Here is a 13,441-nt window from a genome sequence, read left to right on the forward strand (position 1 = left end):
GACCGCGAATTTCCTTGGCATTGGCCATGCTGCTCTCCTAGTACGTCGAACTGGACTTGAACTGCTTGACTGCTGCGTCGAGCTGCTTTTTGAAGTCGTCGGTGAGCTCTTTTTTCTCTTCGAGCCCGGCCATCAAGTCCTTATTGTTGCTGTGCAGGTAGGCCAGCAGAGCTTTCTCGAAAGGCCGCACCTTGGCCACTTCCACATCATCCAGAGCACCACTGCTGGCTGCAAACAGGGATACCGCCTGTTCGGCTACCGACATCGGCGCAAACTGATCCTGCTTCAGCAGTTCGGTGACCCGCTTGCCGCGTTCAATCTGCTTGCGGGTGATTTCGTCCAGATCCGAAGCAAACTGGGCGAAAGCCGCCAGTTCACGATACTGCGCCAGATCCAAACGAATACCACCACCCAGCTTCTTGATGATTTTGGTCTGGGCGGCACCACCCACGCGGGACACCGACAGACCGGCGTTGATGGCTGGCCGAATACCCGAGTTGAACAAATCGGTTTCCAGATAAATCTGGCCGTCGGTGATGGAAATCACGTTGGTGGGCACGAAGGCGGAAACGTCACCCGCCTGGGTTTCAATGATCGGCAGAGCGGTCAATGAACCGGTCTTGCCTTTCACTGCGCCATTGGTGAATTTTTCGACGAAGTCGGCGTTGACCCGCGCGGCGCGCTCCAGCAAACGGGAGTGCAGGTAGAACACGTCGCCCGGATAAGCTTCACGGCCAGGAGGACGGCGCAGCAACAGGGAAATCTGCCGGTAGGCCCAAGCCTGCTTGGTCAGATCGTCATACACAATCAGGGCGTCCATACCGCGATCCCGGAAGAATTCGCCCATGGTGCAACCGGAATAAGGTGCCAGGTATTGCATGGCCGCTGACTCGGAAGCGTTGGCGGCGATGACCGTGGTGTATTCCATGGCGCCGTATTCTTCGAGCTTGCGGACTACCGCTGCTACGGTGGAAGCCTTCTGGCCGACTGCGACATAGATGCAGTAAACACCCTTGCCCTTCTGGTTGATGATGGCATCCACCGCGACCGCCGTCTTGCCGGTCTGGCGGTCACCGATGATCAGTTCGCGCTGGCCACGGCCCACTGGAACCATGGCATCAATGGACTTGACGCCGGTCTGCATGGGTTCGTCCACACTCTGACGATCGACGACGCCGGGAGCAATTTTTTCGAGGACGTCAAATTCTTTGGCATCAATCGGGCCTTTGCCGTCAATGGGTTGACCCAGGGCATTGACGACCCGCCCCAGCAGTTCCTTGCCGATGGGAATCTGCATGACCTTTCCGGTGCATTTGACGATACCGCCCTCTTCGAGGCCGGAGAACTCTCCCAGCACCACGGCGCCGACATTGTCCTGTTCCAGATTCATGGCCAGCGCGTAGCGGCCGCCGGGGAGTTCGAGCATCTCGCCGTACATGACGTCTTCCAGACCGTGAATGCGCAGGATGCCGTCGCTCAGGCTGATGATGGTGCCCTGTGAGCGCGTTTCAACGCGGCCTTCAAAGCCGGCGATGCGTGCGCGGATCAGGTCACTGATTTCCGATGGATTCAGTTGTTGCATACTATGTTCCTCAAGACTTTAGCTGCGAAGGGTTCGGGCAAGCTGCTGCACTTGTCCACGCACGGAAGCATCTATGGTGAGATCACCCGTATGAATTACGAGACCGCCAATCAGGGAAGCATCTACCGACTCACGAAAAGCGACTTGGCGACCGCTGAAACGCTGTTCGAGGGCAGCCTGGACAGCGCCTTTCTGCTGCGCGTCCATCGCCACCGCAGTGGTTACCAGTACGTCAACAATCCCTTCGTCATGGCGCATGGCTTCGTCAAAAAGTTGCGCGATTTCTGCTGCTGCAGCCCAGCGATCGTTGTGTATCAGAAGCCCAAGAAAAGACTGCCACGCGCCCTGCTCAACCGTCACCGGGGCAGCGGCCAGCAAGGCAACCTTGTCAGCCTCCGGTCGTTCAGGATCATTCAGGAAGGCCTGGGCCTGCTTATCCGCAACCATGGCGGTCAGCACTTGCAGCGATTCTGCCCAGGCCTGCTGTTGGCCGGATTGTTTGGCCAGACCGTAAAGTGCTTCCGCGTAGGGCCGCGCCACCGTGATCAGATCTGCCATTTCAGATCCTCACAATTGACCGACCATACGGTCGATAATGTCACGATGGGCATTCTGGTCAATTTCCCGATGCAATATGCGCTGGGTGCCATCAACTACCAGTTCAACCACTTGGCCACGTAGAACCTCACGCGCCCGATTGGTTTCCACATCGATTTCCGCCCGAGCTCCGGCAATAATCCGATCCGCTTCTTCACGGGCCTTGCTCTGGGCTTCTTCACGCAGTTCCACACCACGGCGCTCGGCATTGGCGATAATTTCTGCCGCCTTATCCTTGGCTTCCCGCAACATTTCTGCTGCGCGCTTTTGTGCCAGGGCCATTTCTTCTTTACCACGCTCGGCGGCAGCAAGTCCGTCGGCAATTTTCGCACGACGCGCGTCCATGACCTTGCGCAGGGGACCATACATATACTTGTACAACAACGCCACCAAAATGACGAAGGTGATCAGCTGTATGATCAGTGTTCCATTGATACCTACTGGATTCATGACTACCTCACTTGCAAGTGGGCCGGATCAACCGGGCCCGCATCAGCCCAGGAACGGGTTGGCGAAGAGGAACCAGAAACCGAAGGCCAGAATGATGAAGGGGAAGGACTCCATCAAACCAGCGAAAATAAAGGTGTTCACCAGCAGCTGCGGGCGCATTTCGGGCTGACGGGTAATACCTTCGATGGTCTTGGAAGTGATCAGACCCCAGCCAATGGCGGAACCCAGTCCAGCGGCGCCAAAAATGATACCGACAGCAATGGCTGTGGCAGCTACGATAATGGTATGTGCGTCCATGATAACTCCTTACAAGTGTCGCAAAAGTGAAATAATGTAAACCTTTAATGATCCTGCATGTTCGCCATGCCGAGATAAACCACGGTCAGCACAGTGAAAATAAACGCCTGCAGGATGATGATCAAACTTTCAAACAGGGACCAGACCGTACCCATCACCAGCTCGCCCCACCAGGGCAACAGCGCCAGGAGGAGGAATACCAACTCTCCGGCGAACATGTTCCCAAACAGTCGCAAACCCAGGCTCAGGGGCTTGGTAATTTCTTCGATCACGGACATGATGATGTTCATCGGGAACAGCCAGATACCGAAGGGGTGGGTCAGGTAGGTCTTGAAGTAGCTGAAGCCTTTCACCCGCAGATTAGTGGCAATCATCACCAGAAATACGGTGATGGAAACACCCAGCGTGGTATTCAGATTGACGGTAGGTGTCACCCGAAATTCAGGGATACCAAACCAGTGGGCAATAATGCCCGGCAGATAAGCCGGAATCACGTCCATACTGTTCATCAGCAGGATCCATAAAAAAACCGTGATGGCCATGGGCGCTATCAGCGGATCTTTGACCGGGAAACTGCCCTGGACCAGATCATCAATGAAATCCACGACCCCCTCCAGCCAGTTTTGCATCCCGCTGGGGGTGCTCGTCTGCAGTTTTGCGCCAACCACCATTCCGGTAATGACCAGAATGGCAGCCATGATCCAACCCATGACAATGGTGTCCAGATCAAAGGTCCAGAAACCGGAACCGACGGTCCAGTTGACAAGGTGATGGGCGATATCGCCTGATGCCACGCTTAACTCCTTTGCCTGATACGTTCCCGCATCAGAAATGCCAAAAATACGAAATGGGCCAGCAAAAACCCTGCAACCAGCCCTATAACGGGAAGATGCAGCCAGAAAATTGCCAAGATGAGACCCAGTATGGTGATGATCCAGCGCTGCAACACCGCTCCACCCAGCCGCCGTGCGGCAAGATGCGTAGAAGCGGGGAGCGCGATCAGGCGACCACCCAGGATGAGCATGTTGATAACGCTCAAAAATGCCGCAAACAGCAGTGCGTAGGCTTCTTGTCGCCCCCAGCGCCATGCCGTCAAGGCTGCCAGAAACAGGGCTAACGTCAACACTGTCGCAGTGACTCGCCCGACATAAGACGAGAAGTTCACCATGCCCACTTGTTTTTCTTGCTCTTTCAATGGGCAAAACTCAAATACAGGCGGAGTCTAAACACGCAGATGCTCAGCGTCAAGAGCATTCCCACCGCTTTCCATCAGATTTCATTGTCATTCAGGTTCACGCCGAGGCGTTGCAGGAGCATGGCTTCCTGTTCGGGATTTTCCCAGCGGATCCGCAGCTCTCCACCCTGACCATGGGGACGCAGATCAATACCGAGGCCGAGGCTGGCTTGGATGAGCGCCGCAAGTGCCGCACTGTCAGGATCGGGTTGCGGGTGCTGCGGGGGGGGATTCTGCACTTTCTGGACAAGTTTTTCGGTGGCACGGACACTGAGATTCTGCCGTACCACCCGCTCCGCCACAGTCTGCTGTTGCGGCTCGTTCAGGGTCAGCAAAGCGCGGGCATGGCCGGCACTCAAGGTGCCATTTTCCACATAGGGGTGCAGCGCAGCAGAAAGGCGCAGCAGACGCAGCTGATTACTGATGGCCGCCCGGGAGCGGCCCAGAGTGGCTGCCAAGGCTTCATGGCTGAGGCCAAATTCATCGAGCAGGCGCTGTAATGCCTGGGCTTCTTCGAAGGGGTTCAGGTCCTGGCGCTGTATATTTTCAATGATACCGATGGCCAATGCCTGTTCATCACCACAGTCGCGGACTACCGCCGGAATCTGGGTCAGCCCCGCAATTTGTGCCGCCCGCCAGCGCCGTTCTCCGGCGATAATTTCATAACGTCCGCCCCCTACTCCACGCACCACAATGGGCTGCACAACGCCCTGATGACGAATGGAATCGGCCAACTCTTGCAGGGAATCCTCGGCAATAAGCCCACGCGGCTGATAACGCCCCCTTTGCAGCAAATCCACGGGAATCTCGCGCATCGTTCCGGCAGCAGAATCTTCATTGGCAAACAGCGCATCCAAGCCCCGGCCCAAACCTACCCGTTTCATGGATTTCCCTCACGTTGCAGGAATTCTCTGGCCAACCCCTGATAAGCGACGGCCCCGGCACAGGAAGGATCATATTCCAGAGCAGCCCGCCCGAAACTGGGGGCTTCGGCCAGGCGAATATTGCGCGGAATGACCATCTGGTAGAGCTTGTCGGGAAAATGCCGTTCCAGCTCTTGCCCGACCTCCGAAGACAGACGATTGCGATTATCAAACATGGTCCGCAACAGGCCATCCACCTGCAGGCGCGGATTGAGCTGGGCACGTACACGCCGGACCGTATTCAGCAACTGGGTGAGGCCCTCCAGGGCATAATATTCACATTGCATGGGAATCAGCACGCTATCCGCTGCGACCAGGGCATTGATAGTCAACATATTCAGAGCGGGCGGGCAGTCAATCAGCACGTAATCAAAATCTGCGGCTTCGGTCAAAGCCCTTTTCAGGTGCTGCTCCCGATCCGGTCGCGGATAGATTTCCACTTCAGCGCCCGCCAGATCCGGGCTGGAAGGGGCCAGGAACAGTCCGGCAGGAGACACCGCCTGCAGGACCGCAGAGAGGGGCAGCTCCCCGAGCAGAACGTGATAAATACTGGCCGCCGCATTGCCCACCTGGCCGAGGCCGGTACTGGCATTCGCCTGGGGATCGAGGTCCACCAGCAACACCCGCTTGCCATTCTGGGCAAGTCCGGCGGCCAGATTGACAGCAGTCGTGGTTTTTCCCACGCCACCTTTTTGATTGGCAACGGCAACTGTACGCATTTTCTGGGGATGATTTCCGGTGCAGCCTGCAATTTGCCAAGAATACCCTGTCCACTCGCGGGGGGCTAGGGCATTTGCACCGGACTTCTCCAAATCAAAAGCTTACGTGAGGGCTGATCGGGAATCTGCAGATCATGACAGCGAATATCCAGGGAAGCGGCGCGCGGCCAGTCGGCCAACTCCTCTTCAAACCCGGGGCCTTTCAAGGCCAATACCTGGTTATGCGGCCCCTGGAGATGGCTGGTCATCTGGTCCAGGCGCACCAGAGGGGCGGTAGCGCGGCTGATAATCCGGTCGGGCAAAATTTCTGGCTGATAATGCTCACTGGTCAGCGGTGCAATCTGTACATTGGTCAGACCGAGCTCGGCGACGACGCTGCGCAAAAAGGCCACCCTCTTGGCCGCTGGCTCCACCAGCGTAAAATCCTGTGCCGGTCGGCAGATAGCCAGTGGAATTCCCGGCAAACCAGCACCACTACCAATGTCGACCACCGAACCCGGTTCCAGAAAAGGTAAAACGGCCAGACTGTCGAGAATATGGCGGGGAATCATGTCACGGGGATCGCGCACCGCCGTCAGGTTGTGGGTCGCATTCCAGCGCTGCAGGAGGAGCACATAATTCAGCAGCGAAGCACGCTGCTCGGGCGTAATACCTTCCAGCGACATGCCTGCAAGCCCCGTAGCGAGGATCTGGGCGAGCAGTGCCGCAGAAACCGGCGGCATTATCCTGCCTGTAAGAGGCTGCGACGTTTCACGTGAATCAGCAACAGGGATATGGCGGCGGGGGTCACCCCCGGGATGCGACTGGCGAGGCCGATGGTCCGGGGGCGTTGTCGACTCAGGCGTTGCATCACTTCGGTGGACAAACCACGCACGGCGCTGTAATCCATATCCTCGGGAATGCTCATTCCCTCCCAGCGGGCCGCACGCTCAATTTCATCCTGCTGTCTGGCGATATAACCCGAATATTTGCACTCAATCTCCAACTGCTCGCTCACCCGGGAATCCGCACAGCCCGACAAGGCCAGAACGGTTGTCAGACTGACATAATCCCAGTCGGGGCGGCGCAGCAGTTCCAGAGCGGTCACATCCCGGGTCAGGGGCTGACCCAGATGTGCAGCAATGCGCGCTGCCGATGGGTCTTCGGGACGAATACGCAGACTGCGGAAACGCTCGCGTTCACTTTCCAGGTCGTCCTGCTTGCGGCTGAAGGCCGTCCAGCGGACCTCGTCCACCAAGCCCAGTTCCCGACCTTGAGGCGTCAGACGCAAATCCGCATTGTCTTCACGCAACTGCAGGCGATACTCGGCCCGACTGGTAAACATGCGATAGGGCTCATCCAGCCCCCGGGTAACCAGATCATCTACCATCACGCCCAGGTAAGCTTCATGGCGTCCCGGCACCCAGGCGGATTGACACCGGGCCCGCCGCGCCGCATTCAGACCGGCCAGCAGACCCTGGGCTGCCGCCTCTTCGTAGCCGGTAGTACCGTTGATCTGGCCGGCACAAAACAGTCCCGGCAGACGTTGGCTTTCGAGGCTGGGGTACAAATCGCGCGGGTCGAGAAAATCATATTCGATGGCATAACCGGGGCGCAGCAGAACCGCATTTTCCAACCCGCGCATGCTGCGCACCAGATCCACCTGCACCGGGAAGGGCAGGCTGGTGGAAATGCCGTTGGGATAGACCTCGTGGGTATCCAGTCCTTCCGGCTCCAGGAAAATCTGGTGGGAGGTCTTTTCGGCAAAACGCACCACCTTGTCTTCAATGGACGGACAGTAACGCGGCCCCACGGACTGGATATGCCCGCCATACATGGCTGACTGGTGCAAATTGGCAGCAATGATTTCATGGGTGCGGGCATTGGTGTGGGTGATGTAGCAGGCAAGCTGAGGGATATTCACCTGCCGGGTCATGAAGGAAAAGGCCGGGATGGGGTCATCACCGGGCTGCGCTTCGAGCACTGAATAGTCGATGCTGCGTCCATCAATACGCGGCGGGGTGCCGGTTTTCAGACGGGCCACGGGAAAGGCCATTTCCCGCAGACGCTGAGAGAGGGCATTGGAAGGGGGGTCACCGGCTCGGCCTGCCGCATAATTCTGGTCGCCCATGTGTACCCGCCCACCCAGAAAGGTGCCGGTAGTCAGAATCACCTGCCCGGCCCGCAATTCCAGACCGGTTTCCGTCCGTACCCCGACAAGGCGGCCCTGCTCCATCAGCAAATCTCCGGCCATGCCCTGAAACAGATGCAGGTTGGGGATGTTTTCGAGCAGGCGCCGTACCGCCCGTTTGTAGAGGCTACGGTCGGCCTGGGCCCGGGTGGCGCGCACTGCCGGGCCCTTGCTGGCATTCAGGGTGCGAAACTGGATACCCGCCTGATCGATGGCCAGCGCCATGATACCCCCCAGAGCGTCGATTTCCTTGACCAGATGCCCTTTACCGATGCCGCCAATGGCCGGATTGCAGGACATCTGGCCAATGGTGTCCAGATTCTGAGTGAGGAGCAGGGTGCGCACTCCCAAGCGGGCTGCGGCTGCCGCAGCCTCGGTACCGGCATGTCCACCACCGACCACGATGACATCAAATTCGTTTTGCATCCGCTAATTATCCACGCCAAGCGACAGGTTTTGCAATATCCCCGGCTTTTTTAGGCCTTCCAAACGCCACCGGCACGATCCTCATCTTCCTGATAAGCCAGGAGCTGCAAACCTGCAAAAGCCTTTTCCAACTCTCCCGGCAGCAGTCGAAAGTCCGGGTTTTGAGGACCGCGCCCGGCATAAGCACCAGCCCAGGTCTCGTAAAACAATAATCCCTCGGGCTTTAACGCCCGGGCCAAGATGGGAAAAAGCGGGCGATGCAGAAAATGCGCGACGACAATCACGTCAAAAGAGGCCGCTGGCGGCGGCTGGGTCAGTACATCCCGATATTCCGGGTGCAGCCCGGGCTGAATCACAGCCTGCTGCTGAAGCGCCAGGATGGCCGCTTCGGCATAATCCCAGGCCCAGGTTTCCAGTCCCTGACTCGCCAGAAAAAGGGCATTTCCGCCCCGGCCGCAGGCCAGGTCCAGAGCCAACCCGGTGGTCGGCAATATTCCCGCCTGCGCCTTGAGCAGGGGCAAAGGTGCGGCTACCTGCGCTGCTCTGTCCGCATAACAGGTGTTCCAGCGCTGCTGGCGTTGCACTTCGTCTTCAGGCATGGCCGCCATCAGTGTTCATGCCGAATACGCGGCAACAACTCACTCAAATTGCAGGGACGATGGCGGTTATCCAGCTGGGGAATGATAATGGCCTCCATCCCCAGACGGACGCCTCCCGTAGAACCCGGCAGTAAAAAGACGATGGTACCCGCACAAATGGCGGCTTCGGCCCGGGACTGCATGGTGCTGGTACCGATTTCTTCGTAGGACAACATGCGGAATAACTCCCCAAAGCCGGGGATCGGCTTGCTGATGAGGGGCGCAAGGGCCTCAGGGGTTACGTCGCGACCGGTGACCCCGGTGCCGCCGGTCGCGACAATGACATCGATGGCCGGGTCGGTTATCCAGCCTTGCATCTGCTGGCGCAGTGTTTCAATCGTGTCGGGCAATATGCAACGCGCCGCTATATGGTGCCCTGCAGCCTGAGCCAGCTCCGCAATTTTGTCGCCGGATTTGTCGGTTTCCGGGGTCCGGGTATCGGACACAGTAAGGATAGCGAGGGCGAGGGGGATAAAGGCTTTACTATCAGATGCAGAGTGCACGGAGCTCACAGCGGAATTTCCTTTACAGGCAACAAGGAAGTCCAGTATAAAAGCCTCCGTCCTGCGCTCCAAATTGTACCGGCCGAAGTCCCCGTATCGGGCAGCTGCCGGGCACTGGTGCCTCTCACGCCCGACTCTGAACTGGAGAGCATCCATGGATGTGTTTCCCCCAGCAGAAACCGACAGCACCGCACAAGTGGCAGCGGCGCGCACCCCGGAGCGCGTAAAAAGCTGGCAACATCTGACCGCACCCCGACCGGCAGACTGGGTGGCGGCGGGACAGCTCGCCGATGACTGGGATTTTGCCCAGGATATTCTCGATCCCGATGAACGCTCCTGGCTGCGCAGAGAGCAGGGAAGGGTCTTCCTGACCTTGCAGTTTCCAGTCAGCGGTCCGGGGGAAGATGTCTGGACCTTGCGCCCTTTGGGCGTGGTTCTGCACCAGCAGAATCTGACTACGGTGCTGGCGGAAGAACTACCCACCCTCTCGCCTTTTTTTGCGCAGATGGAGCATCTTTCCAGCCCTCCGGAAAGTATCGAAATACTGGCCGCCATCTTGAAAATTCTGGCGCGGAGTTATGAAGAAGCGCTACAGCAGCTCAACCAGGCCATTCACGACAATGAACAACAACTGGACTGGACTCAAAGTAATGGCGATTTTTTCACCCTGCTGGAAATCAGTAAAAGTCTGACCCGCTTTGAAGTGGCCCTGGTCGGCAATATTGCCACCGCCTTCAAGATTTCACGGCTGGCGGAAATTCGCGATGATCTGCCCGCCACCCGGCAGGTGGACACGGCACTCCTGGAATTGCAGGTGGCCCATGAGCGCGCCCGGGTGTATGCCGGTACCAGTACCTCGATGATGGACGCTTATGCCGGGATGGTGCAAAACAACATCAACCATGGTCTGAAAGTGGTCACCGTGCTGGCCATGGTGTTTTATGTGCCGAGCATGTTCGCCACCCTGTACGGCGTGAATACCACCTTGCCTTTTCAGAAAACCCACTGGATTTTCTGGGTGATATTATTACTGGGTTTAAGCATTGCCGGGGGTTTGGCGGCTTTTTTCAAGCGCAAGGGGTGGATATGAACGGGTGGGAATTTACTAAGGAGCGACAGCATGCTGCACTGGTTTGACGACAAAACCGATGCCCAACTGGAAATCACCAGTGATTTTCAATGGCCGCCCCGTGCCACCTGGATTCAGGTCGTCGCGCCCAGCCATGCCGAACTGGAATTTGTCGCCAAACATCTGCAGGTGCCGGATTATCTATTCCAGGACGTGTCCGATGAAGACGAACGCCCGCGTCTGGAACGGGACGGCGAAGTCGCCCTGATCATTCTCAAGGTTCCGGCACCCATGCAGGGAGATGCCGAATTACGCTTCCGCACCCTGCCGGTAGGCCTCTGGCTACTACCCCAGCAAATGGTCACCGCAAGCGCCCACCCCCTGGCACTATGGGATGAATTACGCAGTCAGCGGCAACGCGGTAAAATTTTGGGTGTCCAAGGTTTGCTGGCGGAAATTTTTCAGGCCATTGCCCGGGACTTTTTGCGGGCGCTGCGCATCATCAACGCCGAAATTGCCGCCACGGAAAAAATTCTCCGTCACTCCCAGAACAACAACGAATTTTTCCGGCTCCTGGCCCTGAACAAAAGCCTGATCCTGTTTTCTGCGGCGCTCAAGGGCAATATCTCGGTGGCTCAACAAACCTTGCGCCTGCCCATGCTGGGGCAGGATGCCGATGATCTCGAAGACATCGCCGATGCCCTGATTGACCTGCAACAGGCCCGGGACATGACCGAAATTTACGCGTCCACCATTACCAACATGATGGATGCTTATGTCGGGGTGCTGCAAAACAACATCAGCAATACCCTGAAGATCATTACGGCATGGACGGTGGTGGTCGCCTCTCCGGCCACGGTGGCCAGCATTTATGGCATGAACGTTCCTCTCCCCCTGCAGGACTGGACTTATGCCTGGCCGGTTCTGATGGGCGGCGGCTTTCTCATTTCCGGATTACTCTTCGTTTTTTTCCGCAAAAAAGACTGGATCTGATGCGCTCATGACCGCCCAGTACTACGACCCCCAGACCGGAACCTGGACTGCCTGCGACAGCTGCAGCGGACCCGGGCTATTTTTGCTGAGCCCTGAACAGGCCTTGTCCTGCAACAACTTGGGCAGCTGGCTGCGCCAGAGTGAAGATCAGCGGCTTTATTGTGCAGGTGAAGAAATCTCTCTGCGTCTGCCCGTAGCCATGCTGGAAGAAGACGCCCGCTTCGGAACGGTGGCTCGTATCAGCACCCTGACCCTGCATCATGAACACCCCGATCATCTGGTTCTGCTCGGCGAAGAAACTTTACTGTCCATGCTCAAACAGGACTGGCTCAGCACCCTCCAGCAGAGTCAGGGCAGTGATTACCTGCAAAGATCTCTGCTCAACAGCATCTACAGCCATGAACGGGTCGCCCGCGTGTTAGTAGACCGTTTGCAGGAGCTGCGCCTGGCTCTGAAAACGGCCATGGGCAATCGCGAGCTCAGAGAAATTGTGGTCCTCAACCGGGATCTGGGAGAACTGGTCATCGCTTTGCGGGAAACCGGACTGATTTTGCGCGACGCCTTGCGCGCCACCCCCGGGGAAGCACCCGCTTATGCCGTGCTGGAAATCGCTTTGCGCGAGCAACGGCGTATGGAAGATGTGGTCAATCTGGTTTATGAGCGTTATCTGACCGTCACTAATGCCTACAATGGCATCATCCAGAATAATGCCCACACCGTCATGAAGGTCATGACCGTATGGCTGGCCCTGCTGATGATGCCCATTGCTTTCATCATGCCTTTTCACATGATGACCATTCTCCCGCTGGAACACTGGCATTACCTGTGGTTCGGCCTGCTGGCCTATGTTTTTGGTGCCACCCTGCTATTTGCTGTCTGGGCCCGAAAACACGGGTTTTTTGCCATGTAGGGAGGGTCGACAGATGCTACGAATTACTCGCGACTGCCTGCTTTCCGGCAACGCCAACCGGCGTAGCTGGATGGCGTTGGTCAATCCTACGGCGCTGGAATTGAGTCAGGCCGCCATGACCCTCGACATCCCGGAAAGTTTTTTGCGCAAGCGTCTGGAAGGCGAGGCCTCGCGCCCCCTGATCAAGGAAGAGCGCCTGATTTCCCTGCAATTTCAGGTACCCATACCGGAAGACGGGCGCATCGGACAGTTTTCCCTGGTGCCCCTCAGCGTGTATTTTGCGCCGGGTTACTTCGTGACCCTGGCCGACCAGGAAATTCCCTTTCTCAATCAGCTGATTGATCCGGAAAAACCGCGCAAGCGCTGGGAGCTCGTGCTGCGCATCATTGCCGAAGTCACCCGTCTGTACTTGCCCACCGCCCGCGCCGTCGCCCGGGAAATGGCGATGGTGGAGCGGGATCTACGTCAGGCCCAGCGCCATGATGTGGTGTATAGAGGTCTGGATATTCACGACCGGTTGCTGGCGCTGGATCTGGGCTTACTGCAACTGGAATATGTGGTCAGCGAAATCGCTCTTCTGCTTCCCAAGGAAGACCTTGATCTGCTGGAAATTCATGAAGACACCCGCATTGAACTGTCCCAGGTCCGGGATCAAGTGGATAGCGATCAGGAAACCATCAATGAACTGCTGGAATCCTACGCCTATGTGGTGCACAACAACGTGAATCACTTGTTCAAATTCATGGCAGCCCTGATTATTCTGGTCACCATCCCGCTGTTTATTCCCGGCGCGGCGGCCATGAACGTCCCGTTGGGTCCGCTTCCCCATTGGCGCTACGGTTTTGTTGCCGTCACTGGCGGGCTGATTGTGGTGGAAGCACTCATCGCCTGGATTTTTTACCGCAAGGGCTGGTTGCGGCTGGATTGAGG

The 13,441-nt window shown here is 57.4% G+C and carries 16 protein-coding genes; 4 read left to right on the forward strand and 12 right to left on the reverse strand.

The genetic code is table 11. From position 1 onward, the window contains the following. Nucleotides 1-37: 37 nt before the first annotated feature. The 12 genes from atpA to moaB form a co-directional block, all read right to left on the reverse strand. Nucleotides 38-1,582 (reverse strand): F0F1 ATP synthase subunit alpha, encoded by a 1,545-nt coding sequence (atpA, locus tag AC2VLR_RS11250; RefSeq protein WP_215844267.1) that lies wholly within the window; start codon nucleotides 1,580-1,582, stop codon nucleotides 38-40. Between the two features lie 18 nt (nucleotides 1,583-1,600). Then, nucleotides 1,601-2,140 (reverse strand): F0F1 ATP synthase subunit delta, encoded by a 540-nt coding sequence (locus AC2VLR_RS11255; RefSeq protein ID WP_486882197.1) that lies wholly within the window; start codon nucleotides 2,138-2,140, stop codon nucleotides 1,601-1,603. A gap of 9 nt (nucleotides 2,141-2,149) precedes the next feature. Next, entirely contained in the window at nucleotides 2,150-2,629 is a 480-nt protein-coding gene (gene atpF / locus AC2VLR_RS11260; protein ID WP_215844265.1) for a F0F1 ATP synthase subunit B, read from the reverse strand. 42 nt (nucleotides 2,630-2,671) lie between these two features. After that, on the reverse strand, nucleotides 2,672-2,926 hold the full coding sequence (gene atpE / locus AC2VLR_RS11265) for a F0F1 ATP synthase subunit C (protein WP_009561114.1): 255 nt from the start codon (nucleotides 2,924-2,926) through the stop codon (nucleotides 2,672-2,674). A gap of 44 nt (nucleotides 2,927-2,970) precedes the next feature. Further along, complete coding sequence (atpB, locus tag AC2VLR_RS11270; protein ID WP_101539006.1) at nucleotides 2,971-3,720, reverse strand: F0F1 ATP synthase subunit A; 750 nt, start codon at nucleotides 3,718-3,720, stop codon at nucleotides 2,971-2,973. Nucleotides 3,721-3,722: 2 nt separating this feature from the next. Next, on the reverse strand, nucleotides 3,723-4,121 hold the full coding sequence (locus tag AC2VLR_RS11275; RefSeq protein WP_486882198.1) for a hypothetical protein: 399 nt from the start codon (nucleotides 4,119-4,121) through the stop codon (nucleotides 3,723-3,725). 74 nt (nucleotides 4,122-4,195) lie between these two features. After that, nucleotides 4,196-5,044 carry a ParB/RepB/Spo0J family partition protein gene (locus tag AC2VLR_RS11280; protein ID WP_486882199.1) on the reverse strand — a complete coding sequence of 283 codons (849 nt, stop codon included), beginning with the start codon at nucleotides 5,042-5,044 and terminating at the stop codon, nucleotides 4,196-4,198. After that, nucleotides 5,041-5,802, reverse strand: a complete 762-nt coding sequence (locus AC2VLR_RS11285) for a ParA family protein (RefSeq protein ID WP_215844263.1) — start codon at nucleotides 5,800-5,802, stop codon at nucleotides 5,041-5,043. Before AC2VLR_RS11285 ends, AC2VLR_RS11280 begins: the two co-directional genes overlap by 4 nt. Before the next feature lie 65 nt (nucleotides 5,803-5,867). Continuing rightward, complete coding sequence (gene rsmG, locus AC2VLR_RS11290; protein ID WP_486882200.1) at nucleotides 5,868-6,524, reverse strand: 16S rRNA (guanine(527)-N(7))-methyltransferase RsmG; 657 nt, start codon at nucleotides 6,522-6,524, stop codon at nucleotides 5,868-5,870. Beyond that, entirely contained in the window at nucleotides 6,524-8,398 is a 1,875-nt protein-coding gene (gene mnmG, locus AC2VLR_RS11295) for a tRNA uridine-5-carboxymethylaminomethyl(34) synthesis enzyme MnmG (RefSeq protein ID WP_486882201.1), read from the reverse strand. Before mnmG ends, rsmG begins: the two co-directional genes overlap by 1 nt. A 50-nt stretch (nucleotides 8,399-8,448) precedes the next feature. Continuing rightward, on the reverse strand, nucleotides 8,449-9,006 hold the full coding sequence (locus tag AC2VLR_RS11300; RefSeq protein WP_486882202.1) for a class I SAM-dependent methyltransferase: 558 nt from the start codon (nucleotides 9,004-9,006) through the stop codon (nucleotides 8,449-8,451). Beyond that, nucleotides 9,006-9,548 carry a molybdenum cofactor biosynthesis protein B gene (moaB, locus tag AC2VLR_RS11305; RefSeq protein WP_486882203.1) on the reverse strand — a complete coding sequence of 181 codons (543 nt, stop codon included), beginning with the start codon at nucleotides 9,546-9,548 and terminating at the stop codon, nucleotides 9,006-9,008. The genes AC2VLR_RS11300 and moaB overlap by 1 nt, the downstream gene beginning before the upstream one ends. A 145-nt stretch (nucleotides 9,549-9,693) precedes the next feature. Between moaB and AC2VLR_RS11310 the strand changes: the two genes are divergently transcribed. The 4 genes from AC2VLR_RS11310 to AC2VLR_RS11325 are packed head-to-tail and all read left to right on the forward strand — an operon-like array spanning nucleotide 9,694 to nucleotide 13,439. Further along, on the forward strand, nucleotides 9,694-10,629 hold the full coding sequence (locus AC2VLR_RS11310) for a magnesium transporter CorA family protein (protein ID WP_486882204.1): 936 nt from the start codon (nucleotides 9,694-9,696) through the stop codon (nucleotides 10,627-10,629). 30 nt (nucleotides 10,630-10,659) lie between these two features. Then, nucleotides 10,660-11,601: a magnesium transporter CorA family protein gene (locus AC2VLR_RS11315; RefSeq protein ID WP_215844258.1), complete on the forward strand. Its 942-nt coding sequence runs from the start codon at nucleotides 10,660-10,662 to the stop codon at nucleotides 11,599-11,601. A gap of 7 nt (nucleotides 11,602-11,608) precedes the next feature. Further along, nucleotides 11,609-12,511, forward strand: a complete 903-nt coding sequence (locus tag AC2VLR_RS11320; protein WP_486882205.1) for a CorA family divalent cation transporter — start codon at nucleotides 11,609-11,611, stop codon at nucleotides 12,509-12,511. Nucleotides 12,512-12,524: 13 nt separating this feature from the next. After that, nucleotides 12,525-13,439, forward strand: a complete 915-nt coding sequence (locus AC2VLR_RS11325; RefSeq protein ID WP_486882206.1) for a CorA family divalent cation transporter — start codon at nucleotides 12,525-12,527, stop codon at nucleotides 13,437-13,439. The last annotated feature ends 2 nt before the right edge of the window (nucleotides 13,440-13,441 follow it).

The sequence above is a fragment of the Acidithiobacillus sp. TH-A117 genome, assembly GCF_057473465.1.

Coding starts and splice junctions, on each gene's coding strand:
- atpA (WP_215844267.1), bottom strand. CDS start 1,582: ATGCAACAACTGAATCCATCGGAAATCAGTGACCTGATCCGCGCACGC.
- AC2VLR_RS11255 (WP_486882197.1), bottom strand. CDS start 2,140: ATGGCAGATCTGATCACGGTGGCGCGGCCCTACGCGGAAGCACTTTAC.
- atpF (WP_215844265.1), bottom strand. CDS start 2,629: ATGAATCCAGTAGGTATCAATGGAACACTGATCATACAGCTGATCACC.
- atpE (WP_009561114.1), bottom strand. CDS start 2,926: ATGGACGCACATACCATTATCGTAGCTGCCACAGCCATTGCTGTCGGT.
- AC2VLR_RS11280 (WP_486882199.1), bottom strand. CDS start 5,044: ATGAAACGGGTAGGTTTGGGCCGGGGCTTGGATGCGCTGTTTGCCAAT.
- AC2VLR_RS11285 (WP_215844263.1), bottom strand. CDS start 5,802: ATGCGTACAGTTGCCGTTGCCAATCAAAAAGGTGGCGTGGGAAAAACC.
- rsmG (WP_486882200.1), bottom strand. CDS start 6,524: ATGCCGCCGGTTTCTGCGGCACTGCTCGCCCAGATCCTCGCTACGGGG.
- mnmG (WP_486882201.1), bottom strand. CDS start 8,398: ATGCAAAACGAATTTGATGTCATCGTGGTCGGTGGTGGACATGCCGGT.
- AC2VLR_RS11300 (WP_486882202.1), bottom strand. CDS start 9,006: ATGGCGGCCATGCCTGAAGACGAAGTGCAACGCCAGCAGCGCTGGAAC.
- AC2VLR_RS11310 (WP_486882204.1), top strand. CDS start 9,694: ATGGATGTGTTTCCCCCAGCAGAAACCGACAGCACCGCACAAGTGGCA.
- AC2VLR_RS11315 (WP_215844258.1), top strand. CDS start 10,660: ATGCTGCACTGGTTTGACGACAAAACCGATGCCCAACTGGAAATCACC.
- AC2VLR_RS11320 (WP_486882205.1), top strand. CDS start 11,609: ATGACCGCCCAGTACTACGACCCCCAGACCGGAACCTGGACTGCCTGC.
- AC2VLR_RS11325 (WP_486882206.1), top strand. CDS start 12,525: ATGCTACGAATTACTCGCGACTGCCTGCTTTCCGGCAACGCCAACCGG.